Genomic DNA, 24,351 nt, shown 5'->3' with positions numbered 1-24,351 from the left:
AGTGTCGTATCATTTAAGCCTGACGGGTGCGAACGGCGTATCCGATATCTATATCGAAACCGGCCTTCTGGGCCGCGCGGCGTCCCTTTGCGGCGAGGCGTTCACGCCCAGCCGCGTACATATCGTGACCGATTCGACCGTTGCGCCGCTGTACCTTGAGGCGCTTGCCAGCCAGTTTTCCCTGCCGGTATCCCATACGGTCATTCCCGCGGGCGAGGAACACAAGCGCCTTGCGACCGTGGAGACCATTTACCACGACCTGCTGGCCGCCGGTATGACGCGGGGAGATCTGATCATTGCCCTTGGCGGCGGTGTGACCGGCGATATCACGGGCTTTGCCGCCGCGACCTTTTTGCGCGGCGTGCCGCTCTGCCAGATCCCAACCACGCTTTTGGCGCAGGTCGATTCCTCGGTGGGCGGCAAAACGGGCGTTGATCTGCCCGAAGGCAAAAATTTGGCGGGCGCGTTCTACCAGCCCCGGCTGGTGCTGATCGACCCCGCCGTGCTCCAAACCCTGCCCGAGAAAACTTTGGCGGACGGCATGGCCGAGGTGGTCAAATACGGCTATATCGCAAATCCCGCGATCTTGGAGATGGCCGCGCAGCCGGACTATCAAAACCAGATCGAAGCGCTTATTTACGAGTGCGTCAAGATCAAGCGCGACGTGGTCGCGATCGACGAGCACGACACCGGCCTGCGCATGATCCTGAACTTCGGCCACACGATCGGTCACGCGGCGGAAAAGCTCGGCCATTATGTCGATCTGACGCATGGGCAGGCGGTCGCCATCGGCATGGTCGCGGCCATGCGGCTTTCCGCGGCAATGGGAAACGAGGATCTATCCGCGCCGCTCATCCGTCTGCTCACGCAGCTCGGTCTGCCGTCCGAGCTGCGATACGACCGTGAAGCGGTCTACGGAGCGCTGCTGTCCGATAAAAAGAAGTTCGGCGGCACGGTGAACTTTATTCTCGTGCGAGAACCGGGCCGGGCGGAGATCACGCCGATCGCGGCCGAAACGCTGCACGACTATATTTTGAAACTGTAAGGAGGGCGCAAAATGGGCTCCACTTGGGGAAACAGCATCAAGATCTCCATCTTTGGCGAATCGCACGGGGCCGGGATCGGCGTAACGATAGACGGGTTCCCGCCCGGCGTACCCTACGACGAAGCCTTTGTTCTGCGCGAAATGGAACGCCGCGCGCCCGGCCGCAACAAGCAGTCCACCGCGCGGCGGGAAGCCGATTTGCCCCGCGTGCTTTCGGGCATGCGAAGCGGCAAAACGACCGGCACGCCCATCTGCGCGGTGATAGAAAACACCAACCAGCATTCGGGCGACTATGCCGAGCTTGCCGACCAGCCGCGCCCCGGCCACGCCGATTATACCGGCTTTGTCCGGTACAAGGGCTTTGGCGATCCGCGCGGCGGCGGCCACTTTTCCGGGCGGCTGACCGCCCCCCTTGTTTTCGCGGGCGCGCTTTGCAAGCTGTGGCTGCGGAGCGAGGGTGTACTGGTCGGCTCGCACATCCAATCCATCGCGCAGATACAGGACATGCCGTTTGACGACGTGTCCGTGCCCGCCGAGCAGCTCGAAAAGCTGCGCCTTGCCGATTATCCGGTAAACAATCCCCGCGCGCTCACCGCCATGCTCGCCGCAATCGAGGACGCGCGCACCCAGCAGGATTCGGTCGGCGGGGTGATCGAATGCGCCGCCACCGGACTGCCCGCCGGGCTTGGCAGCCCGATGATGGACACGGTGGAAAGCCGCCTGTCCTCTATCCTATTCGCCGTGCCCGCCGTCAAGGGCGTGGAGTTCGGCGCGGGCTTCGGCTTTGCCGCCATGCGCGGCTCGCACGCGAACGATCCTCTGTGTGAGGAAAACGGCGCGGTACGCACCGAGACCAACAACAACGGCGGCGTGCTGGGCGGCATCACAAGCGGCATGCCCCTTTTGGTTCGCGCGGCGATCAAGCCCACGCCGTCGATCGCCGCCGAGCAGCGCACGCTGAATCTCCGCACCGGCAAGGTGGAGCCGCTCTCCATCCACGGGCGGCACGATCCTTGCATCGTCACGCGCGCCGCGCCGGTGATCGAAGCCGCCTGCGCCGTTGCGCTGGCCGATCTGTTGAGGGAGGCGAAGGGTTATGCGTGACCTGCCTGAAATCCGGACCGATATCAACAAGGTGGACGAACAAATACGCGACCTGTTTTTAAAACGCATGTCGCTCGCGCTTGAGGTAGCCGAAACCAAGGCCGAGACGGACGATAAGATCTTCAAACCCGACCGCGAGGCCGAAATACTCGAAAAGCGCGCGGCCGGTATGGAGGAGGAGCTGCGGCTCAAGTACGTGGCGCTGCTGCAAAGCATGATCCGCGCGAGCCGCGAATACCAGTACAGCCAAACTCTGCGGCACGTCCCCTCGAAATTCCCCATTCATGCCATGCGGCAGGCGCTTTCGCCGAAAACCGTCTATTACCAAGGCGTGCCGGGCGCTTATCAGGAACTTGCCGCCCGCTCACTCTTCCCCGAGACCGAGCCGCAGCATGTGCCGACATGGGAGCAGGTGTTCCAATCCGTTCGCGACGGCGTGGTGGACGCGGGCGTGGTGCCGGTCGAAAACACGACCGCGGGCACGGTCAGCGAGGTATACGACCTGCTGCTGCAATACGACCTTTCGATCAACCGCTCTACAATCAAAAAGATCCGCCACTGTTTGGCCGCCGTGCCGGGCGCTTCGCTTGGCGATGTCAAACAGGTATGCTCGCACCCGCACGCGCTGCCCCAGTGCCATGATTTTATCGCCGAACACGAACTGGAAGCCATCGAGGTGGCCAACACCGCGATCGCGGCGAAAAACGTCGCCGCGCGCGGGGACAAGGCGCTTGCCGCGATCTGCTCGCGTCAGGCGGCGGAGCTTTACGGGCTATCCGTTCTGGCCGAGGGCATCAACGACCTCAAGCATAACGAGACCCGCTTTATCGCGGTGAGCCGCAACCTGACCGTGCAGCCGGAGGACAACCGCATTGAAATCGCCTTCCACATCCCGAACATTGCCGGTTCACTGCGCGGCGTGCTCGACATCTTCGCGGATTACGGCGTAGACATGACGGAGATCCATTCCCGCCCGATGAAGGACAGCCCGTGGTGCTATGTGTTTTACATCGACTTCACCGGCAATCTGAACGACCACGCGGTACGGGCGATGCTGTACCAGCTGTACGAGGAGCTCCCCTACATCAAAGTCATTGGCAGCTACCGGGTTGCCCAAACGACGGAGGAATAACAAGACATGCAACTGAAACCATCCGGCCCGCTGCGCGGCTGTATCACCGTGCCGGGCGATAAATCCATTTCGCACCGCGCCGTCATGCTGGGCGCGCTGGCCAGCGGCGAGACCCGCATCACCGGCTTTCTGATGGGCGAGGATTGCCTTTCCACGATCGACTGCTTCCGCAAAATGGGCGTGGAGATCGAGATAAACGACACGGAGGTGGTGGTGCACGGCGTGGGTCTGCACGGCCTGTCCGAGCCTGAGGGCCCGCTCTACACCGGCAACAGCGGCACGACCACCCGGCTGATCTGCGGCATTCTCGCGGGCCAGCCGTTCACCGTGACCGTATCGGGCGACGCTTCGATCCAGAAGCGGCCCATGGGCCGCGTGATCGGGCCGCTGCGGGAAATGGGCGCGCGCATCCATGGCCGGGATGACAATTTTTGCCCGCTGACGCTTTACCCGAGCGAGTTGTACGGTATGGAATACACCCTGCCGGTCGCTTCAGCGCAGCTAAAAAGCGCCATCCTGCTCGCCGGTCTTTACGCCGAGGGGCAGACCACGGTGATCGAACCCACGCCCTCGCGTGACCATACCGAGCGCATGTTCCGCGCGCTTGGCGTAGAGATCGAAACGAACGGCAACGTCATCACGCTGGACCCGCCCGAGGACCTGCACGCCATCGATATCGCGGTGCCGGGCGACATCTCCTCGGCCGCGTTTTTCCTCGCCGCGGGCGCGATCGTACCGGGCAGCGAGCTGACCATTCAGGGCGTCGGCGTCAATCCGACGCGCACGGGTGTGATCGACGTACTGCGCGCCATGGGCGCGGATATTACGGAATCGAACCATCTGGACGGCGCGGAGCCGGTCTGCGACCTGACCGTGCGCCATAGCGCGCTGCATGGCACCGAGATCGGCGGCCCCATCATCCCCCGGCTGATCGACGAGCTGCCGGTGATCGCCGTGGCCGCCGCCTTTGCAAAAGGCACGACCGTGATCCGCGACGCGGCGGAACTAAAGGTGAAGGAATCCAACCGCATCGCGGCCATGGTGACCGAGCTTGTAAAGGCCGGCGTCGATATCGAGGAAACGGCGGACGGCATGATCATCCGCGGCGGCAAGACCGTGCGCGGTGCGGATTTTGCCACCTACGGCGATCACCGCATCGCCATGAGCCTCGCGGTGCTCGCGCTTGCGGCGGACGGCGCGAGCCGCATTGCCGATCCTGAGGTCGTTTCCATCTCCTATCCCGGCTTTTTCGACACGCTGGACCGGCTTGGAGGTTGACCGCAATGCTGCTTACCATGGAAGAGTTTCGCGCCTATCAGCCAAAGCGTGAGACCTACGCCCTGTTCGGCTGGCCGCTCGGCCATACCATGAGCCCGGAGCTGCACGCTTCCCTGTTCGCGGCTTCCGGGCGCGAAGCCGATTATATCGCGGTCGCCGTGCCGCCGGAGCAGCTGCAAGAGGCGTTTGACCTTGCAAGGCAAAAGCTCGGCGGTATCAACTGCACGATTCCGCACAAGAAAGCGATCATTCCCCTGCTGGACGATGTCGACACGGCCGCGCGCGACCTGCACTCGGTCAATACCGTCGCCTTCCGGGGCGGCAAGGCGATCGGCTATAATACCGATATTCTGGGCTTTGCCGAATCGCTTACGCGCGACAAAGTTTCCCTTTCGGGCAAAAAGGTGCTTCTGATCGGCTACGGCGGCGCGGCGTCCGTGATGGCGTACCACTGCGCGCGCGAGGGCGCGGTGCTCACGATCACGGGCCGCGATCTGGAAAAGGCGCAGGTGCTGCAGCAACAGATCGTTTCCGCCGTGCCCCGCGCCAAGGTGGCGGTGTTCAGCCGCCGCCATATCCCGCGCGACGTGCAGATCGTTTTAAATTCCACGCCGGTCGGCATGTTTCCCAAGGAGGAGCAGGCGCCGCTGCACTACCTGCCGCGCAAGACCGAGTATGTGTTCGACGCGATCTATAACCCGCCGGTCACGGCCACCATGCGTCTGGCCAACCCGAAGAAAACGAAAACGCGCGACGGGCTGTTCATGCTGGTCATGCAGGCGGCGCACGCACAGACCATTTGGACGGGCGACGCCTTTGATCCCGCCGCGTGCGAGACCATCCTGCGCCGCTTATACGGCAAAATGGCGGTCAAACGCCTTTCGGAAAAGCACGGCAAGCAGAACATCGTGCTGTGCGGCTTCATGGGCAGCGGTAAAACAACCATTGGGCGCAAGCTGGCAAGGCTGACCGGCCTGACCTTTATCGACGCCGATCAGTATTTGGAGGACAAGGAAGGCCGCAAAATCTCCGATATTTTCGCGGCCGAGGGCGAAGCCTACTTCCGCGACCGGGAGACCACTTACCTCAAGGAGCTGAGCCAGAAAAGCGGTATCGTCCTTTCGCTCGGCGGCGGCGCGGTGTTGCGCGAGGAAAACGTAAGAGCGGTCAAATCGACCGGCCTTCTCATCCACCTCGACACGCCGTATTACCGCATTTTGAAAAACCTTTCCTATTCGGATTCCCGCCCGCTGATCGCGGGTCCTTCGGGCCAATCCGAGACCACGCGCCTTTACCACGCGCGCAAGGGTACCTATCACCGCGTATCCGATGTTTCGGTACGCAGCCCCAAGATTTCCGAAGTACTCGAAAAAGTTGTTAAGAGCATTTGAGAAAACGAGGAGAACCATGAAACACTTTCGCAGATCCATCCGCGCGCTGGCGCTCGCGCTGAGCCTAACCCTGCTGAGCACGGCGGGCGCGGCGTTCTCGAGCGGCTTTTCCTATTCCTATCCGGTCGGTGAAGGGCTGACCTACACCAGAACCGAGGGCAAGAACGCCTCCGGCCTGCAAAAAGCCAATATTCTGACCTACGAGCCGAACGGCACGGTATCTCCGCTGATCGTTTACGCCGATGAACAGCTATACGGCAGCAACGCCACCATCATGAACGCGGTGAAGTACTTGGAGAACCAAGGACAGCGCGTGATCGGCGGAACGAACGCCGACTTCTTCGTCATGTCGAGCGGCATTCCGATCGGCCTTGTCATCGACGAAGGCGAGCTGATCTCCTCCGATGCGTGGCAGTACGCCGTCGGCTTTAAGGAGGACGGCTCCGCCGTCACCGGCAGGCCGACCATGGATATGAAGATCACCGGCGCGAGCGGCACGGTCTCGGTCTCCTATTTTAATAAAACGCGCACTACGGCGGGCGCGTACCTGCTGGACCATAATTACGATGATTCCACGCATTTTTCCGCGAACGGCACCAATATCATTTTGGAGCGCGTGGACGATACGCCGGTGCAGGTAAACGGTTCGGTCAAGATGAAGGTCATCAACAAGGGCACGGGCTCCACCCCGCTCACCATTACGGAAAACCAGATGGTGCTGACCAAATCGGACGGCGCCAAGGTGCCGAGCTGGGTCGATTTCCCGGTGGGCGAGGAAGTGACGCTGAACGTATATTCGGCGGATAAATCATGGAGCGACGTACAGTACGCCGTGGGCGGCAAGCTGCTGGTTGAAAACGGCACGGTCACCACCTCCGGCATCGACGCGGCTTCCTCCAAAACGGCGCGCAGCGCGGTCGGCGTCAAGGCGGACGGCACGGTCGTCCTGTACGAGATCGACGGCCTGCAATCCTCGCACAGCGTCGGACTGTCCGCGGCTGAACTGGGACAGGAGATGATCGAGCTCGGCTGCGTCAGCGTCATCTGTCTGGATGGCGGCGGCTCGTCCGCCATGGCGCTGCGGCAACCCGGCACGAGCGAGGCCACGCTTTTGACCAAGCCTTCGGACGGGTCGCAGCGTTCCTGCGCCAACTATATTTTCTTTGTCAATAACGCGGTGTTTGACGGCGTAACCGCGCATGCGGTGCTCTCGCCGAGCTACCGTTATTTGATGCCCGGCGCTTCCACGTATTTTGCCGTGGGCGGCGCGGATTCGGCCTACGGACCGGCGAACGCGCCGACCGATCTTGTCTATACGGTCTCCGACTCGCTCGGTACGGTTGAAGGGCAGACCTTTACCGCCGGTATGACGACCGGCAACGCCACAATCATCGGCTCGAACGGCACCGTTGAAGGGTCCATGACTGTTTCCGTCACGGGCGACGTTAATTCCATTTCGCTGCAAAGCGACGGAAGCGAGGTCTCCTCGATCTCTTTAAAGCCCGGCAAGACCATGCAGCTGGACGGCACCGCCTATCACCAAGGCCAGAAGATGGCTTCCATCAACTCTTCCTTCACATGGTCGGTAACGGGCGGCGTGGGCACGGTGGATGAAAACGGCCTGTTCACCGCGTCCACCAACATGGCGAGCGGCACGCTCACCTGCGCCTACGGCAACACCAAGAAAACGGTGGATGTGAACGTCGGCATGGGCGACCCGCAGAAGGGCCAGAAGATCGCGGACTTTGAGTCCGCGCAGCCGTTTACCGCGACCGAGGGCGTGGCCCTTTCGGTTACCGAGGATTACACGCAGGTCGCGCGCGGCGAGAAATCGCTCATGGGCGTGTTTGACGGTACCCGGGTCGACACCGCGACGCTGTCCATGTCCGGCGTAAGCGTGAGCGGCATGAAATATCTATCGCTCTACGCGCGCTCCACCGGCACGGCGGAATCGCTTCTCGCGGTGTTCACCGGCGCGGACGGCGGCGAGCTCACCGCTCCCCTATCCGCTGCGACCACCGGCTCGTGGCAGCAGCTTAGCGCGACGATCCCCGAGGGCGCGCAGACGTTTACCGGACTGCGCATGCAGCGCTCGGGCGACGGCGCGGCAAATTCCGTTCTTTACCTCGACCAGATTATTGCGACCGACCACCACGCGATTACAAACACCGACGCGCCGAAGCTTTCCGTCGATAAGACCTCGCTCACCGTATCGGGCGGCGCCGCCGCGACGATTACCGGTTCGGCGACCATGGAAAGCGGCAAATACCCGGTGCGCGCGGAAAACATCATCGTCAAGGTGGACGGCAAGGTCAACACGGGCGCCGCCAAAATGAGCGGCTCCTCCCTGACGGTGACCACCGCCGCGCTCGCGGCCGGCACGCACACCGTGACGATCGAAGCGCAGGACGATGCGGGCAACCGCTCGCGCAAGTCGGTTACCGTGACCGCGAGCGGCGGGTCGAATCCCTTTGCCGATACGGAGGGCAACTGGGCCAAGGGCTACGCTTCCCTCCTGTATACGACCGGCGTAATGAAGGGCGAGACTGCGGGCGGCAAGAACTATTTCAATCCCGGCCGCAATCTGCGCCGCATGGAGTTCGCGGTATCGATGGCGCGCATGCTCGGCCTCGACACCTCGTACAGCGGCAAGCTGGACTTCGCGGACGACGGCGAAATTCCCTCTTGGGCGCGCGGCGCGGTATACGCCGTATCCAAGGCGGGCATCATGGGCGGCCAAAAATCGGGCGACAAGCTCTATTTCTCACCGAACGCGGATATTACCCGCGCCGAGGTCATGACTGTGATCGGCCGCAGCCTGCCGCGCGGCTACGCGGCGGCTTCCCTCGGCTATAAGGACGCTTCCTCCGTGCCCAGCTGGGCGGCCGAGCAGGTAAAGATCTGCGTTTCCGCCGGTATCATCAGCGGCTACGAGGACAACACCCTGCGGCCCAACAACAAGATCACCCGCGGCGAGATCGCCAAGGTGCTCGCGGTGCTGTAAACCGGAGCAAAGTAAAGTAATATTGCATTAGAAAGAGCGCCCGGATACGCGGAATGTTGCGTATCCGGGCGCTCTTTTGTGTTTGTCTCTATGTCGGTCGCACTTATTGGCCGTCTGTAACGGTCTCGATAAAACGGCGCAATACGGCGGCGGCCTCGGCGCGTGTGGCGGTACCCTGCGGGTCGAACTTACCGCCCGGCTTACCTTGCATGATGCCTGCCCGCTGCATCTCCGTTATCGCCTGCCGCGCCCATGCGCTGATAAGCGAGGCGTCGGCGTATGCGGTTTCGTCCTGTACTGCGGAAACGGTGTAGTCCATTTTCCCGGCGTATCCATCAAGCATCACCGCGAGCTGCTCGCGTGTGACCGACTCGTCCGGCCGGAACAGACCATCGCTCCCGCCCCGAACAATGCCTTGAGCCGCCGCCCACCGCACCGCGTCCGTGTAGTAAGCGTTCGCGGACACATCGGCAAAAGCCTTGCCCGCGGAATCGCTTTGCGGCGAACCCGCGAGCCGGTACAGCGCCGTCACGAACATGCCGCGCGTGATGGTTCCCTCCGGTGTGAAAACAGTCTTGCCGGTTCCAATCAATAGGCCTTGGCTTGCCACGAACAGGATATCGTCCTCGGCCCAGTGGCCCTTGATATCGGTGAATTCCGGATAGTCTGTGATGCCGAACACGGTAAAGTGATTCGTTTGCCCCAGTACAGCCTTGGCGTTTCCGTCATATTGGGAGCCGGCCAGATGCCGCACCGTCCCGTCCGTCTCTACCCAGGCCATGCGCAGGTCGGAGCTGCGCTCTCCGCTTTGCGGAGTATAGGGCAGCGCGATGTCCACATTGCCGCCAAAGGACGAAATAAGCTTGCCGCCGCTCGTCGCGGTGAGATCGTAGGCCGGGCGGTCCCGGAGCGCTTCCGGCAGGCTTTCGGCCTTGGTCGCGTCGATGGTCACGTCGCCGGACGCGGCGTCATAAATGGTTTGCAGGGCCGCCAAATCAATGGTCAGCGAGATTTGCGGCGTGCGGATGGAAAGGTACCGCACCCCGGCGTCCACCAGCTTGCCGTAGGCCGTCTTGGAAAGTGTCAGCGGCAGGGTGTGAAACACGGTTTTAAGTCCGGTAAGATCGATGGACACGGCGATGCCGTTCTCCTGCGCGCCGTCCTTCTTGGCCTGCGCGAGCGCTTTGTCAATGGCGTTTTGAATGTCCCGGTCGGTGATCGTCACCCGTACTTTACCAGCCTGATCCACCCGGGCGGTGGGCGTCACCTCCCCCACTGTGGGTGGGTTGGGATCGTCTGCGGTAGGCGTTCCGGTAACGGCTGACACCTTGGCGCCGCTTGTTCCCGAACTGCCGCCGGTGACCGGAGGCACATCGCGCTGATTGATCAGAATGCTGAGCTGTTTGCTCGCGGAGCCGACAGCGTTTGTAACCGTCACGGTGAAGAGGAACGTACCGCTCTCCTCCGGCATACCGGAGAGCGCGCCGGTAGCCGGGTCAAGGCGCAATCCGTTAGGCAGACGGTTTCCTTCTTCGTTGCTGACGCTCCAGTGGAGCGGCGCGCCGCCGGTTGCCGACAGCAGTGTCTGATAGCCCGCATAGAGCATGCCGCTCTTCACTTTTTGATCGGGCACCGTGGGATAGGCCGGCGGTTGTTCGGACACTTCAAACTCCGCTATGATCGCAAGCGGCTCGGTCACGGTATATGTATCGCTGGACGCAAACGGCTGGCCGTTTACCGTAAGCGAGGCCAGAGCGTATCCCTCATCCGGCGTAGCGGTGATCCTAATTTGGGCATTCGGAGCCACCAGCTTATCAGCGGCGATCGGTGCGCCGTTAATACCGATCACGGTAAGCGTTCCGCCGGCAGGGTCCGTATCATAGGTGAGCTGGATCTTCTCCAAAATCCGGATTTTCAAATCAGTCTTTACTTGCTCCACGGTCAGCGTGCGCGTGTTTGGATCATACTGCTTCGGCAGCTCCGCTCCCGTGAGATCCGCAGCGTTCCACACATGGATGTTCCCTTCTGTAACAGCGTATCCCTCCTGTGGCTGGAGCACAACGGTAAGCGTTCCGCCATAAGGAACTTGGGATGGCAATTCTGACGCGGACACATGCTCCGGCAGGCTGTACGAGACTTTTAGGGAATCCGGTAATTTCTTTGTAAGCGTCCACGTTTGAAGTCCGCTTTGTGCTGCATATGACATAAAATATCCTTCCGGCGGATCTTCCATGATAAAAGCATCTTTCAGCACATAAGGACCCGTCTTGATCAGCGGCGTCGCGGTATCCCATGTCTCCCCCGCCCCAAGAGGCGCCAACTCAACCAGCCGCTCTCCGAAGGACATCGTCGATCCGTCTAGGCCGCTCAGATCGAGCGTCTGGCCATTGTGGATGCGGATTGTTCCCTGTCCAAAAAACGCATCGGTCTGAAAAGGACCGGTCACCTCAAGTATCGATCTTTGATCGATATTGATCCCGCCGGAAATCGTGCAGTTATTGACCACTAATTCAGCGCCAGCCTGAACCAAAACCGCTTTAAACGTTGAGCCGCCGCCTTTTACTTGGCCGGTTCCTTTGGCGTCCAGCAACGACAAGCGGTAGTCACCCGTTACATAGATCGCATAACTTGTATCATGCGCCAATTTATATCCGTTCAAATCCAGTGTTGCGCTATACCGAAATACTGTAATAGAGGACTGTAATTGTACATCTCTCAACAGTTTCACATGTCCCGTTGCAGGGTCAATTTCCGCGCTGCCAGCACCGCCCTTCTGATTGATACTGTTTAACAAAGTATTGTTTCCCGCCTGATCCGGATCGTCCACCGCCGTTGCCTTTACCGGAAAGAAACTAAACAGCAGACATATGACGAGCAGATAAGCCGACGCTCGCTTGATTCGTTTTTGTATCATACTTTTATCCTCCTTCTTGTTTGTAGACGGAGGAACAGAGCCCTTTGAACAGCTCTTCTAGAGCTGTTCAAAGGGGGTATACCCCCTTGCCTCCACATAATTACTTTTTCTTGCATTTGTACTCGGCTTCTCTACCCTCCTTCGTTCCGGAAACACCGCTTGCTCAGAAAAACATAAAGCACCGGCTGCCCGCGCACGATGGGCAGCCGATGTTTTCATAATTATATCATAACGCTTCGATCAAAAGCGCGAAAATCAAGAAAATTTGATTTTCGACGGGACATACCCCCCGGGGCAGGGGGCCTCCTTTTCTGCGCTTTCTTATTTTGCCACCTGCACAATCTTCTGTACGTTTGCCGATCTTATGATATAATAATGTAATTCCAAACGAACGGCCCGTAACGATCATGGATAAGGAGGCAGTGATGGTATATCTTGAGGCGATGCGTTTTCTCTCCCAATTCGGCTTAGGTGCGGTCCTCATTTCAAACGACGATATTATTCTGGAGAGCAACGAAGCGGCAGACTGTCTCCTTGCCGACGCGGGAGCGCTCAAGGGACGAACGCTTTCCGAAATTCTTCCCGATATGACCCGTCAGCTGCCGGGCACATATATCAATATTGCATTTTCCAAATATCTGACCCTCTGCCCTACACCCGTGGGGGTGGACCTGCCCGCGCACACGCGGCTTATCTGTTTTCGTGACGCGGCCAGCGAGGTATCTCACCGCATGCTGGGCACCATTGTGAACCTGATCCGGGAGCCGATCTTGTTGTGCGATGAAAAAAAGCGGATCATGCTGGTCAATGACGCGCTGATGCGGATGGAATCACTGGTGCCTGAAAACGTCGTCGGCAAGGATATCAATGAGGCGTATACCTGTATCGACGGCAATGAGTTGACCGTTCCCGTGGTGATCGCGGACAAAAAGCCCATTGAGGACCGGCGGCAAGCCTATACGACCTTGCATGGCAAACGGCTGGATATCATGTGCAACAGCTACCCGATTTTTGAGGAAGGCGCGATCTTAGGCGTGTTTTGCATGACGGCGGACGTTTCACGTATTGAGGTATTGAGCCAACAAATCATTGATCTGCAAGAAGGTCTGCTCAAAAAGCATCCGGCCGCGAAAAAGCCGCAAAAAAGCGGCTTAAGCGCAAAATTTCATTTTGACGATATTATTTGCCAGAGCGCTCTCATGAAAGAAATGATAGAGCGGTGCAAAATGATTGCCCGGTCTGATTCTTCGGTCATGCTCTACGGTGAGACCGGGACCGGTAAAGAGCTGGTGGCGCAGAGCATTCACAACGCGAGCAACCGGGCCGACGGACCTTTTTTAGCCATCAACTGCGCCGCCATACCGGAAAACCTGCTGGAATCCATGCTGTTTGGCACCGAAAAAGGGGCCTATACCGGAGCGGAACGCCGCCCCGGTCTGTTTGAACAGGCCAATGGCGGAACGCTGCTGCTGGATGAACTGAATTCCATGAGCATGACGCTGCAAGCCAAGCTGCTGCGCGTGCTGCAGGACGGCGTGGTGCGCCGCGTGGGCGGGACGGAGGAAAAGCACGTTGATGTGCGGGTGCTGTCCAACATCAATGTGCCGCCTTATCAGGCGATCGCGGAAAACGCGCTCCGTCAGGATGTGTTCTATCGCCTTGGCGTGGTCAACATCAGCATCCCTGCGCTGCGCCGGCGCAAGGAGGATATCCCGATCCTGATCCGTTCCTTTTTTCAGCAAATGAACAAAAAGCTGTCTAAAAGCGTGTCCGACGTGGACGAAGAGGTGCTCGCCATCTTTTGCGCCTACAACTGGCCGGGCAATGTACGGGAGTTGCAGCACTGCATCGAGCACGCCATGAACCTGCTCCCCTATGAGGAAACGGTGATCCGGAAAGAGTACCTGCCCGAGCATATCCAAAGCGTATGCGGCTATCAGCGGTTGGCGCTGGAAACCGCGGACGATGGTATGCTGGAACAGGTTCTTTCCAATGTGGAACGCTGCATTTTAACCAGCGCCATACAAAGAAATAAGGGGAATATCTCACGGGCCGCCCGCCAACTGGGCATCAGCCGCCAGAACCTGCAACATAGAATGAAGCGCAACGGACTGGTCTTGGAGGACATCCTCAGCGCCAAACCGCGGGCGGATTAACGCAAATATATTTGCTCTGCAAATATATTTTCACGCGCCGAGCCGCTTTTGAAAATCCTAGTTTTGAAGCATTTCGATCAATAGGCGATTGTAGATATCATAAAAAATAAGGTTATTTCATCTTTTCTTCTGTTTTGAAAAGCGCAACCATATTTGCACCTATTTCCGTCGTACAGGTGCAAATATGGTTGCGCTTTTATCTGTTCTGCAAGGCCGGTCATCATGTCCACTAAGCCGCTTTCAGCGGTTTCTATCTGATTTGCACAATTTAAAATATCAAAAACCACAGCGAAGCAGACTTTTTTTATGCAACCTGCTGAAATATGAAAAGCGTGATGAGAAAAGCGGCGCTGGCACGGAATATTGCTTTTTATCTTTATATCAAGCTGACCGCATACAGGCGGCCCACAAAACAAATGTCCCGCCGGGGCAGAAATCATTTTAGGAGGTAAGACCATGTACAACGATCGAAAAATGAAGCTGGGTATGCACACTTACACCCTGCACCTGAACGGCTTAGGTCAAAACTGGGGGTTTGTGGGCGAGCAACGCGAACAAAGAATCAACATATTTCAGCTCATGGATCTGGCTGTGGAGTGGAAGCTGGACGGCTTGCATGTGACGAACTGTGATCTGGTCGAACACGATCCGGAAAACTTGGCTAGGATCAAGCAAGCCGCCGAGGATCACGGCCTATACATGGAATTCAACTGCTCACTGGATGAGGAGTTCGATCCCCGCCTCAACGAAACCTTCGAGAGCGCCTGTCTGGTCGCGGAGGCGATTGGCGCGGATCTGGTCAAGTTCAGTTTGGATATCCGTCGCCCCACGCCGCTATACGGCAGTTGTATGCATCCCGCCGTGATGCGGCAGCTCTGCGACGTCGTCGATCAGATCAAAGAGGCGTTGCCCGAATATGAACGCACCGGCATTCGTTTGGCGATCGAGAACCACACCGAGACCTTCGCCGATGAGATCGTTTGGGTGATCGAGCAGCTCCATCATCCTCTGGTCGGCGCCTGTGTGGATACCATTAACTCGGTTTCTGTTTTGGAGAACCCACAATACGCTGTTGAGCGTTTGGCGCCTTACGCGTTCAACTGCCACTTCTGTGATAACAAGCTGGTGCGGGACGATCAGGGCGCGCATTTTCTAGGCGTCGCGCTGGGACAGGGCGATATCGACTGTAAAAAGACGCTGCAAACGCTCAAGGATCTCTCCCCCGCTTTCTTCGACCGCATCACCTTTGAAGTCGAATATCCCAGCGCCGGAGAACCGCTGGATATCGCGCAGGAAAAGGAGGTCCAGTTCTGCATCGACAGCATCCGGTATTTGCGCGAGGAGCTGGGCTTGGGCCTAAGCGGACGGTAAGGAATAGGAGGTGAAACGCCCATATAGGGGGAGCTGAAATAACATGAAAAAAAAGTTCAAGATCAACTCGATCATCTTTTACCCGGGCGCGGGCATTTTGCTAGCCCTCATCCTCTATGGCTTCTTGTTCAACGAATCCTTCGTCCATATCATGACCGGTCTGTATAACGCCGTTACCGATTCCACCGGCTGGTTCATGATGCTCATCACGGCGCTCATTCTGATCCTGTGCTTTGTCGTTTGCCTGACGCCGGTAGGCAGCAAAAAGGTGGGCGGCCCGGACGCTAAGATCAAGCACGGCATGTTTTCTTGGTGCGCCATGGTCACCTGCGCCGGTACCGCCACCGCCGTGGTATTCTATGCCGTGGGCGAACCGATCGGCTATTTCCACAATCCGCCCGCATGGTGGAACATGGCGCCCGAAACCATGGACACCGCGGTACGCGCGCTATCCCAATCGGTGTTTCATTGGAGCTTTATCTATTATGCCATGTACGCCTTCTGGGGCTTCATCTGCGGCTATATGGTGATGAACCACAAGCTGCCGCCGCGCCCCTCCTCGGCGCTGTATCCGATCATCAAGGACAAAGCCTTCGGGCCAATCGGCAAGGTATTTGACGTGATCGCCCTGCTGGGGCTGGTCGGCGGCATGGTCACCTCCCTTGGCCTCGGCGTGCAGCAGTTCGCTTCCGGCCTGAACTATGTGTTTGGCATTTCCCCCTCCAACCTTGTTTATATCATTACCCTTGTGGTGGTCATCTGTTCCTTTACCATGTCCTCGCTTCGCGGGGTAAAAAAGGGCATGGCCATCATCAGCAATGCAAACGCGTGGATTTATCTGGTCGTGATCGCGTTCTTATTTATCGCCGGGCCGACGGTGTTTGAATGCAAGATCATGACGCAGGTGATCGGCGAGGTATTCACCAGATTCATCCCCAACATCACGGCAACGGATTCATTTAACGTGGGAAACGGCTGGATCTCCAACAACACCGTGTTTTACGTCGCGTGGATCATGGCCTATGCGCCGCTGATGGGCGTTTTTCAGGGCAAGGTCGCCGTGGGCTACACTTGGCGGCGCTTCCTGCTGGTCAACGTGCTCGGCCCCGGGGTTTTCAACCTGATCTGGTTTGTCGCGTTCGGCGGGAACGCCATCTTTCTGGACGCGTTTCGAGGCGCGAATCTGGGCGAAGAAATCGCCGCCGGCGGCATACCGATTGCAAACTATGCGCTGCTCAAACACATGCCGCTCAGCGGAATCATGATCCCCTTGGTCGTTGCGGCGCTGTTTTTCGGCTTCATCACCCTCGCCGACGCCATGACCGGCACGTTGGCCAAAATGACCATCAAAACCTCGCGCAAGCAGGAAGACGAGGAAGCGCCTATGGCCATGAAGATCATCTGGGGCGCGCTGGTCGGCGTGGATACCTTTTTGTGCTTGTTCTGCCTCGGCGCGGTCGGCACCGGCGCGCTGCAGTTTATGTCCGTTATCTTCGGCCTGCCCATCTTCATCGTCACGCTTTGCGTCATCTGCGGGCTTGGTAAAATGTGCAGCGGAAAGCTGGACCAAGAAATTGAGGGCTTGCCGCCGGAGCATAAGGCGGCCCTGTACGAAGGGCGCGTGTTCAAACGCAGACCGGCGGACGCGGCGCGGAAAGATTCCGCGAGCAAGTAAGCCTTCAGGTCCCGCAGCAAAAATTGCCCATACATACCTCTATATACCCCGCCGAAGGGCCGGGAATCTAAGATAGATTCCCGGCCCTTCGGTCGCTTGTAGGTTGTTTTTCTATGTATTCCGCCTGCTTCAAAATCCGCCGGTCACGCCGATGGTCTGGCCGGTGATGAAGGAGGCGCTGTCCGAACAGAGGAACAGGATGGTCTGCGCGACCTCCTCTGCCGTGCCCATGCGGCCAAGGGGCGTTTGCTCCGCGAGGGTGCGGATGGTATCCTCCGTGTGGGCGGCGTTCATCTCGGTATCGATCACGCCGGGCGCGACGCAGTTGACGCGGATACCGCTCGGCCCCAATTCCGCGGCAAGCGAGCGCGAAAGGCCGATCAGCGCGGCCTTGCTCGCCGCATAGTGGCTTTCGCAGGAAGCGCCCTCGATACCCCAGACAGAGGACACGGTGACGATGCTGCCGCGCTTTTTATGGATCAGATCGGGCAGCACTGCGCGGATGAAATGCACCGCGCCCATGAGATTGACGCCGAGCATACGATCCCAATCGTCATTTGTCAGGTCGCAAAACATTTTTTGTTGGGCGATGCCCGCGTTGCACACCAGTGCATCCAGCGGGCCGAGGCAAACGCGCGCTTCCGCGACGCAGCGCTCTGCTTCATCCCGATGGGAAACATCGCCCGCGAGCGCGACGGCGTGCGAGAACTCCTCGAGGAGCGACGCTGCCGCCGCGCGGTTTTCGCGGTAGGTAAAGGCCACGCGCCAACCGGCGCGCGCAAATGCCTTGACGGCGGCGCGGCCTATGCCGCGCGTGCCTCCGGTAATGAGTACGCTTCCAGCCATCAGATCGCGACCGTTTGCTGGGCAAGGAACAGATCCTGTTCCAGATCCTTCTGCCGCGCAAGTCCTTCCTCGATATCCAGATCGGTCACGCGGTTGTCGTCAAACACGATGACGCGGTTGGTCTTACCCGCCTCAAGCGCCATAACGGCCTCGTATCCCATGCGGGTGGCCATGACGCGGTCGCGCGCCGTGGGCGAGCCGCCGCGCTGGATATGACCCAGAATGGTCACGCGCGTATCGATACCGGTCGATTCGTGGATACGGTCGGCCACCTCCTGCGCGGAACCGTAGCCCTCCGCCACGATGATAATGTGGTGGTTACGGCCCTTGATACGCCCGACACGCATTTTTTCGACCAGCTCGGTGTCGAAGTCGATCTCACGCTCGGGCAGCAGGATGGCGGTAGCGCCGACCGCGCAGCCAACGTGCAGCGCCAGATGGCCCGCGCGGCGGCCCATGACCTCGACGACCGAGCAGCGTTCATGAGACTGCATGGTATCGCGCAGCTTATCGATGCATTCGATCGCGGTGTTGCACGCGGTATCGAAGCCGATGGTGTAATCGGTGCAGACGATATCGTTATCGATCGTGCCGGGCACGCCGATGCAGGGCACGCCCATGCGGGAAAGCGCCTGCGCGCCGCGGAAGGTGCCGTCGCCGCCGCAGCAGATCAGGCCGTCTATCCCGAGGTATTTACAGGTATCCGCCGCCTTTTGCAGCCCTTCGTCGGTCATCATTTCCTTGCAGCGGGCCGTGTACAGCATGGTGCCGCCCTTGCGGATGATGCCGTCCACGCTGCGGGAACCCATTTCAATAATGTCTCCGTTGATCAGGCCGCTGTAGCCGCGACGCACGCCGAGCACCGAGATGTCATGCGCCGAAGCGGTACGGACGACCGCACGGATCAATGCGTTCATACCGGGCGCGTCACCGCCGCTTGTGAGTACGCCGATCCGGCGAATTTGCTTGTCCATAAAGGAGCCTCCCCTGTCCGAAATCATTCAAAACTAATATTTGTGATTATTATATCATCTTTGCCCCGTATGAGTAAAGGGCTATTGTTCCCCGGCAGCCATTTCTTAGCAAGCCGCGGCAGCCTTTCTTACTTCATCGCTACGTTTTCTTCGCCGATGACGGCGCGCAGCTCGGTCAGCAGCGGGATGCCTGCCGCGCACCAGAGCGTGCGGGGCGCCAGCATCCGCTTTCCCGTATCCGCCGGACAGAACACCACCGGCGTTTCGCCCGCGTGGCCGGCCAAAATACTTTTGATTCGGCCGCATGCGTCGCACGCCATGTCCGGCACGCGGATATACAGCTTCTGCGGCGCTTTTTGCGCTGCCTGCCGCGGTGTAAATACCGATTCCTGCGGCTTTTCACGCGAATGCGTGGAATCCACCGCCTCGACCGTCAAGGGTTGCGCTTCGTTGAGCAGCACCTTGGGCGCTTCGTCTTCGCGCGCGTCGATCTTGCCGGTGAGCAGTACGGCGCTATCCTCCGTCAAATACGAACCGCACTGTTGGAGCGAACGCGGAAACACGACCAACTCGATCGCGGCCGATTCGTCCTCCGCCATGACATAGGCCATCATGGAGCCGTTACGCGTCGATTTCAGCCGAACCGAAGTGATAACGCAGGCCAGACGCACGGTCATACCGTCCTTATAGACCGGGGCCTCGACCTCGCCCGACAGATCGTCGATGATGGCGCGGATGGAGGCGGCGTTTGCCGCCCGCGCCAGATCGCCGTATTCGTCCATCGGGTGGCCGGATAGATAAAGGCCCGTGGTCTCCTTTTCCATGGCGAGCAGCTCGCGCTTGGATGCCTCCTGAATATCGGGCAGAGCGATCTCACTGTCCTGCACCGATTCGTTGCCCATGCCGAACAAATCCATCTGCCCTTCGATATTGCGCTTGCGCGCCTGCGAGACCGCGTCCAGTACCAAGTTGGCGATTTGCAGCAACTGGCTGCGGCGATAGCCTAAAGAATCGAACGCGCCGGCTTTTATCAGGCTTTCCACCGCGCGGCGGTTTAATTCACGGTCGAACATGCGCTCGCAGAATTGCTGGAACGAGAGAAACAGGCCGTGCTGCTCCCGCTCGGCCACAAGCTGCTTCATAAAACCGCGTCCCACTCCCTTGACGGCGGCCAGACCAAAACGGATATTTTCACCCGAAACGGAAAATCCGTCAAAGGATTCGTTCACATCGGGCGGCAGCACCGCGATACCCATTTCCCGCGTGGAAGCGATGTATTCGGAGATTTTTTCCGACCAATCGAGCACCGAAGTTAAAAGCGCCGCCATATATTCGCGCGGATAATGACACTTGAGGTAGGCCGTGCGGTACGATACCACCGCGTAGCACACCGCGTGCGCCTTATTGAACGCATAGTTGGCGAAATCCATGATCTCGTCGAAAATCGAGGCGGCTATGTTTTCGGGCACGCCGCGCTTGACCGCGCCGTCGATGCCCTCCTCCTCGCTGCCGCTTATAAAGGTGACGCGCTCCTTGGCGAGCTCCTTCATCTTTTTCTTGCTCATCGCGCGGCGCACCATATCCGCCTTGCCGAGCGAATAGCCCGCGAGCTGGCGGAACACTTCCATAACCTGTTCCTGATACACCATGCAGCCGTAGGTGACCTTTAGGATAGGTTCCAGCATCGGGTGCTTGTACACGACTTTTTCCGGATGGTGCTTGCATTCGATGTAGCGCGGAATAGACTGCATCGGTCCCGGGCGGTAGAGCGCCACGACCGCGGTGATATCTTCGATCGATTGCGGACGCAGGCCGGTTACAACGTTGGTGATGCCCGCGCTTTCCAGCTGGAACACACCCATGGTCGAACCGTGAGCCAGCATGGCATAGGTCTCCTCATCCTCGGTGGAGGCCTTCTCCATGGAAAACTCCGGCGTGTGGCGGCGTATCATTTTCTCCGCGTCCGCGATGACGGTCAGGTTGCGCAGGCCCAAAAAGTCCATCTTGAGCAAGCCGAGCTCTTCCAGCGTGGTCATGGAGAACTGGGTGACCATCTGCTCGTCGTTTCTGGCGAGCGGCACATAGGTATCCACCGGGTCCTTGGTGATGACCACGCCCGCCGCATGGGTGGAAGCGTGCCGCGGCATGCCTTCCAGCGCCTGCGCGGTGTCGATCAGCTCGCGCACGGTCGGATTTTCGTCGTGCATCTTTTTTAGTTCTTTATTAACGCGGAGAGCCTTTTCAATCGTGATGTGCAGTTCGTTCGGCACCTGCTTGGCAACGGCGTCCACGTCGTTATAAGGTATGTTGAGCGCGCGGCCCACGTCGCGGATCGCGCCGCGCGCGGCCATTGTGCCGAAGGTGACAATCTGCGCCACGCGATCCTTGCCGTATTTATTAGTGACATACTCGATGACCTCGGGCCGGCGGACATAGCAGAAGTCCACGTCGATATCGGGCATGGACACGCGTTCGGGATTTAAAAAGCGTTCAAAATAAAGCGAATAGTGGATGGGGTCCAGATCGGTAATGGCGAGGCAGTAGGACACGATCGACCCCGCGGCCGAGCCGCGCCCGGGGCCGACCGGAATGCCGTTTCGCTTGGCATAGCCGATAAAATCCGAAACGATCAGGAAGTAATCGACAAAGCCCATTTGCGCGATCATATCGATCTCGTATTGCAGGCGCTCGCGCACCGTGCCGTCGTCCTCCGGGTAACGCTCCGCAAAGCCTTCGTCGCATAGCTTTTGCAGGTACTGGAGCGCCGTATAGCCTTCCGGCACGTCGAATTCGGGCAGGTGGTATTTGCCGAATTCAAAATCCACATGGCAGCGCTCCGCGATCTTGACGGTGTTCGCGAGCGCCTCCGGATGCTCGGGAAACAGGGCGGCCATTTCGTCCGCGTCCTTGATGTAAAACTCCTCGGTCTCAAACTTCATGCGGGTCGGGTCGTCCACCGTCTTACCCATCTGGATGCTCATCAGCACATCCTGCAGCTTGGCGTCCTTTCGGGTGAGATAGTGCGCGTCGTTCGTGGCGACCAGCCCCAGTTCGAGTTCCTCCGCCAGCTTAAACAGACCGGCGTTGACGCGGCTTTGCGCTTCGATGCCGTGGTCCTGAATTTCCAGATAAAAATGCTCGCGGTCAAAGATCGTGAGAAACTTCTCACACAGCTCGTAAGCGCCGTCGATGTCGCCGTCCGACAGCGCGCGCGGGATCGCGCCCGCGAGGCAGGCCGAAAGGCAGATCAGCCCCTCGCTGTGCTCGCGCAGCAGCTCCATATCGATACGGGGCTTCATATAGAAGCCCTCGGAAAAACCAAGGCTTACCATATGGATCAGGTTGCGGTAGCCCGTCATATTTTCGCACAGCAGAATCAGGTGGCTGTGCCACTCGCTGCCGACATAGCTCCGTTCCAGCCGAGAGCGCGGGGCGACATACACCTCGCACCCGATGACCGGATGGATGCCCTTGGCTTTACAAGCCTTATAAAAATCGATCACGCCGTACATCACGCCGTGGTCGGTCAAGGCGACCGAGGTCTGCCCCAAATCGGCCACGCGGTCGACGAGCTGCTCGATGCGGCACGCGCCGTCCAGCAGGCTATACTCACTATGGACATGCAGATGGGCAAAGGGTTCCATTTATGCTTCCTCCCTGAGCGTACACTCCAGCGCGCGTTCGGTGATTTTCTTCAGGCGGTGGCTAAGGCCGGGCTTGGAGATGGGCGGATCGAACCGCGCGGCAAGCTCGGACAGGCTGTCAGCCGGATACTGAAGCCGCAGCCGCACGGTCTCGCGCAGGTTTTCCGGAAAAAAAGTATCTCCGTGGCTGTTCAGCGCCGCTGTGATCGCCGCCACCTGCCGGGCGGACGCGCCGGTCGTCTTCATCAGGTTGGCGGTCTCGCAGTTTACCTGACGGTTGATCGTGTTGCGCAGGTTTTTTTCCACCTTTGCTTCCATCAGCTCCATGGCGGATTGCGGCGCGCCGATCGTCGTTAAAAAATCCTCCACGCTCGCGCCGTCCTTGAAATACAGCACATGCACGCTCCTTCGCTCGGTCTGCTTGGGAAACAGGTGCAGATCGAGCAGCAGGCTCATCTGCTCGCCCGCAAGGCTTGCATGCGAGGTGGTCAGCTCCAAATGGCTTTTTTTATCCGGCCCGGCCACCGTACCCGCCATCAAAAACGCGCCGCGCAGGAACGCGGCCAGACAGCAATCGCTTTCCAGCACATTGCGGTTCAGGTGATAGGCCACATGGTTTTTGATATCATACCCAAGCGTTTCAAAGATACGCCCGATTATCTCCGGATCGGTCAGAATGAACTGTTGTTTCTTGCCGGCCTGCACCGGCTCCGCCTCGATGGAAAAGGCGCGATCGAGCAACGCGCGGATGCGGCGCGCGACTTCCCGGTTCTCGGTCGACAGACGAATCAGCTTATGTGAAAAAACGGAGGCGTTGAGCAGCATGCCGTATGCCTCCGCGCGGATACAGCAGGCGCGCTGCATCGGCGCGCGGCACGCCTCTGTTTTGACGAAAGCGGAAAAGGACATTGGGTGTTTCTCCTTCTATATGCGAAAAAGCGATTAGCGCTGATAGTCCCGGTGCATGGTGACGACCCCGTAATCCCTGCCCCGGATATGGTTGCTGAGCGCTTCGGCGATCGCGACCGAGCGGTGCTTGCCGCCCGTGCAGCCGATGCCGATCACCACGCTGGTTTTGCCTTCCGACACATAACGCGGCAGCAAAAAGTCGATCAGGCTGGTCAGGTGGCTCATCAGAGCGTCCGCCGTGCCGCCTTGAAACACATAATCGCGTACATCGGGATCGGTGCCGTTTTTTTCGCGCAAGCTCATTTCATAATAGGGGTTGGGCAGAAAGCGTACATCAAACACCAGATCGGATTCAGCCGGAATGCCGTATTTAAAGCCGAAGGACTGCACGATGACCTCAAGCGCGCCCATATTGTCCGCCCCGGAAAAGAGCGAGAGCAGGCGTTCGCGCAGTCCCGCGGCCGACAAATTCGTGGTATCCACGACAAAATCCGCACGATTGCGCAGCACGGAAAGCATTTCGCGCTCTTTTTCTATCGCCGCGGTCATACTGATGCCCTTATCCATCAGCGGATGCTTGCGCCGGGTCTCCTTGAAGCGGCGGATCAGCATCTGCGTGTCGGTATCCAGAAACAGGATGCGATATTCGCAGCCCATGTCGCGGATAGAATCGAGCGAATCAAAAAGCTGCTGAAAATCGCCGCCCGTGCGCACATCGGTCACGAGCGCGACCCGCTCGTACCGCTCGGTCGCGGCAAGGCATATCTCCGCAAAACGCGGAATGAGCGCGATCGGCAGGTTATCCACGCAGTAATAACCCAGATCCTCCAGCGAGGCCGCCGCGCGGCTCTTGCCCGCGCCCGACATACCCGAAACGATTAAAAAATACATTTTTTTGCCCTTTCCTT

Annotated in this window: 16 protein-coding genes; 9 read left to right on the top strand and 7 right to left on the bottom strand. The window is 59.0% G+C overall.

Translation table 11 applies throughout. From position 1 onward, the window contains the following. Position 1: 1 nt before the first annotated feature. From aroB to NE562_RS10995, 6 genes are read left to right on the top strand one after another with little or no spacing between them, the layout of a single operon-like run. Positions 2 to 1,045: a 3-dehydroquinate synthase gene (gene aroB, locus NE562_RS11020; protein WP_280962475.1), complete on the top strand. Its 1,044-nt coding sequence runs from the start codon at positions 2 to 4 to the stop codon at positions 1,043 to 1,045. A gap of 12 nt (positions 1,046 to 1,057) precedes the next feature. Then, positions 1,058 to 2,149: a chorismate synthase gene (gene aroC, locus NE562_RS11015; protein WP_280962474.1), complete on the top strand. Its 1,092-nt coding sequence runs from the start codon at positions 1,058 to 1,060 to the stop codon at positions 2,147 to 2,149. Next, positions 2,142 to 3,281, top strand: coding sequence for a prephenate dehydratase (gene pheA / locus NE562_RS11010; RefSeq protein WP_280962473.1), 1,140 nt, complete (start codon positions 2,142 to 2,144; stop codon positions 3,279 to 3,281). The genes aroC and pheA overlap by 8 nt, the downstream gene beginning before the upstream one ends. A gap of 6 nt (positions 3,282 to 3,287) precedes the next feature. Beyond that, positions 3,288 to 4,559: a 3-phosphoshikimate 1-carboxyvinyltransferase gene (gene aroA, locus NE562_RS11005; RefSeq protein ID WP_280962472.1), complete on the top strand. Its 1,272-nt coding sequence runs from the start codon at positions 3,288 to 3,290 to the stop codon at positions 4,557 to 4,559. Between the two features lie 5 nt (positions 4,560 to 4,564). Next, positions 4,565 to 5,950 (top strand): shikimate kinase, encoded by a 1,386-nt coding sequence (locus NE562_RS11000; RefSeq protein ID WP_280962471.1) that lies wholly within the window; start codon positions 4,565 to 4,567, stop codon positions 5,948 to 5,950. Between the two features lie 16 nt (positions 5,951 to 5,966). Beyond that, on the top strand, positions 5,967 to 8,954 hold the full coding sequence (locus NE562_RS10995; protein ID WP_280962470.1) for a phosphodiester glycosidase family protein: 2,988 nt from the start codon (positions 5,967 to 5,969) through the stop codon (positions 8,952 to 8,954). A gap of 103 nt (positions 8,955 to 9,057) precedes the next feature. Here the strand turns inward: NE562_RS10995 and NE562_RS10990 are convergent, their stop codons facing one another. Further along, positions 9,058 to 11,868 carry an S-layer homology domain-containing protein gene (locus NE562_RS10990; protein ID WP_280962469.1) on the bottom strand — a complete coding sequence of 937 codons (2,811 nt, stop codon included), beginning with the start codon at positions 11,866 to 11,868 and terminating at the stop codon, positions 9,058 to 9,060. 425 nt (positions 11,869 to 12,293) lie between these two features. Between NE562_RS10990 and NE562_RS10985 the strand changes: the two genes are divergently transcribed. After that, positions 12,294 to 14,024 (top strand): sigma-54 interaction domain-containing protein, encoded by a 1,731-nt coding sequence (locus NE562_RS10985; RefSeq protein ID WP_280962468.1) that lies wholly within the window; start codon positions 12,294 to 12,296, stop codon positions 14,022 to 14,024. Positions 14,025 to 14,101: 77 nt separating this feature from the next. Here the strand turns inward: NE562_RS10985 and NE562_RS10980 are convergent, their stop codons facing one another. Beyond that, on the bottom strand, positions 14,102 to 14,482 hold the full coding sequence (locus NE562_RS10980; RefSeq protein ID WP_280962467.1) for a hypothetical protein: 381 nt from the start codon (positions 14,480 to 14,482) through the stop codon (positions 14,102 to 14,104). Between NE562_RS10980 and NE562_RS10975 the strand changes: the two genes are divergently transcribed. Together NE562_RS10975 and NE562_RS10970 are read left to right on the top strand one after the other, a co-directional pair. Continuing rightward, positions 14,481 to 15,395 (top strand): sugar phosphate isomerase/epimerase family protein, encoded by a 915-nt coding sequence (locus NE562_RS10975; RefSeq protein ID WP_280962466.1) that lies wholly within the window; start codon positions 14,481 to 14,483, stop codon positions 15,393 to 15,395. The genes NE562_RS10980 and NE562_RS10975 overlap by 2 nt on opposite strands. Positions 15,396 to 15,438: 43 nt before the next feature. Then, positions 15,439 to 17,070 carry a BCCT family transporter gene (locus NE562_RS10970; protein WP_280962465.1) on the top strand — a complete coding sequence of 544 codons (1,632 nt, stop codon included), beginning with the start codon at positions 15,439 to 15,441 and terminating at the stop codon, positions 17,068 to 17,070. A gap of 129 nt (positions 17,071 to 17,199) precedes the next feature. Here the strand turns inward: NE562_RS10970 and NE562_RS10965 are convergent, their stop codons facing one another. From NE562_RS10965 to rapZ, 5 genes are all read right to left on the bottom strand, one after another. Beyond that, positions 17,200 to 17,916 carry an SDR family NAD(P)-dependent oxidoreductase gene (locus tag NE562_RS10965; RefSeq protein ID WP_280962464.1) on the bottom strand — a complete coding sequence of 239 codons (717 nt, stop codon included), beginning with the start codon at positions 17,914 to 17,916 and terminating at the stop codon, positions 17,200 to 17,202. Further along, the gene (gene pfkA / locus NE562_RS10960) at positions 17,916 to 18,890 is read right to left on the bottom strand and encodes a 6-phosphofructokinase (RefSeq protein ID WP_280962463.1); all 975 of its coding nucleotides are present in this window, start codon (positions 18,888 to 18,890) and stop codon (positions 17,916 to 17,918) included. The genes NE562_RS10965 and pfkA overlap by 1 nt, the downstream gene beginning before the upstream one ends. A gap of 128 nt (positions 18,891 to 19,018) precedes the next feature. Continuing rightward, on the bottom strand, positions 19,019 to 22,534 hold the full coding sequence (locus NE562_RS10955; protein ID WP_280962462.1) for a DNA polymerase III subunit alpha: 3,516 nt from the start codon (positions 22,532 to 22,534) through the stop codon (positions 19,019 to 19,021). Next, the gene (gene whiA, locus NE562_RS10950; protein ID WP_280962461.1) at positions 22,535 to 23,443 is read right to left on the bottom strand and encodes a DNA-binding protein WhiA; all 909 of its coding nucleotides are present in this window, start codon (positions 23,441 to 23,443) and stop codon (positions 22,535 to 22,537) included. 33 nt (positions 23,444 to 23,476) lie between these two features. Then, positions 23,477 to 24,334 (bottom strand): RNase adapter RapZ, encoded by an 858-nt coding sequence (gene rapZ / locus NE562_RS10945; RefSeq protein WP_280962460.1) that lies wholly within the window; start codon positions 24,332 to 24,334, stop codon positions 23,477 to 23,479. Between the last annotated feature and the right edge of the window lie 17 nt (positions 24,335 to 24,351).

Origin of the sequence: Butyricicoccus faecihominis, assembly GCF_024462775.1 — a bacterium.
Taxonomy (GTDB): Bacteria; Bacillota; Clostridia; order Oscillospirales; family Butyricicoccaceae; genus Agathobaculum; species Agathobaculum faecihominis_A.
This window is presented reverse-complemented; position numbering and strand designations above follow the sequence as displayed.

Bases quoted from the DNA above. Each gene is read 5' to 3' on its own strand.
- pfkA (WP_280962463.1), bottom strand. From the start codon at position 18,890: ATGGACAAGCAAATTCGCCGGATCGGCGTACTCACAAGCGGCGGTGAC.
- NE562_RS10985 (WP_280962468.1), top strand. From the start codon at position 12,294: ATGGTATATCTTGAGGCGATGCGTTTTCTCTCCCAATTCGGCTTAGGT.
- NE562_RS10975 (WP_280962466.1), top strand. From the start codon at position 14,481: ATGTACAACGATCGAAAAATGAAGCTGGGTATGCACACTTACACCCTG.
- NE562_RS10955 (WP_280962462.1), bottom strand. From the start codon at position 22,534: ATGGAACCCTTTGCCCATCTGCATGTCCATAGTGAGTATAGCCTGCTG.
- NE562_RS10990 (WP_280962469.1), bottom strand. From the start codon at position 11,868: ATGATACAAAAACGAATCAAGCGAGCGTCGGCTTATCTGCTCGTCATA.
- aroC (WP_280962474.1), top strand. From the start codon at position 1,058: ATGGGCTCCACTTGGGGAAACAGCATCAAGATCTCCATCTTTGGCGAA.
- NE562_RS10965 (WP_280962464.1), bottom strand. From the start codon at position 17,916: ATGGCTGGAAGCGTACTCATTACCGGAGGCACGCGCGGCATAGGCCGC.
- NE562_RS10980 (WP_280962467.1), bottom strand. From the start codon at position 14,482: ATGGTCTTACCTCCTAAAATGATTTCTGCCCCGGCGGGACATTTGTTT.
- NE562_RS10970 (WP_280962465.1), top strand. From the start codon at position 15,439: ATGAAAAAAAAGTTCAAGATCAACTCGATCATCTTTTACCCGGGCGCG.
- NE562_RS11000 (WP_280962471.1), top strand. From the start codon at position 4,565: ATGCTGCTTACCATGGAAGAGTTTCGCGCCTATCAGCCAAAGCGTGAG.
- whiA (WP_280962461.1), bottom strand. From the start codon at position 23,443: ATGTCCTTTTCCGCTTTCGTCAAAACAGAGGCGTGCCGCGCGCCGATG.
- aroA (WP_280962472.1), top strand. From the start codon at position 3,288: ATGCAACTGAAACCATCCGGCCCGCTGCGCGGCTGTATCACCGTGCCG.
- rapZ (WP_280962460.1), bottom strand. From the start codon at position 24,334: ATGTATTTTTTAATCGTTTCGGGTATGTCGGGCGCGGGCAAGAGCCGC.
- NE562_RS10995 (WP_280962470.1), top strand. From the start codon at position 5,967: ATGAAACACTTTCGCAGATCCATCCGCGCGCTGGCGCTCGCGCTGAGC.
- pheA (WP_280962473.1), top strand. From the start codon at position 2,142: ATGCGTGACCTGCCTGAAATCCGGACCGATATCAACAAGGTGGACGAA.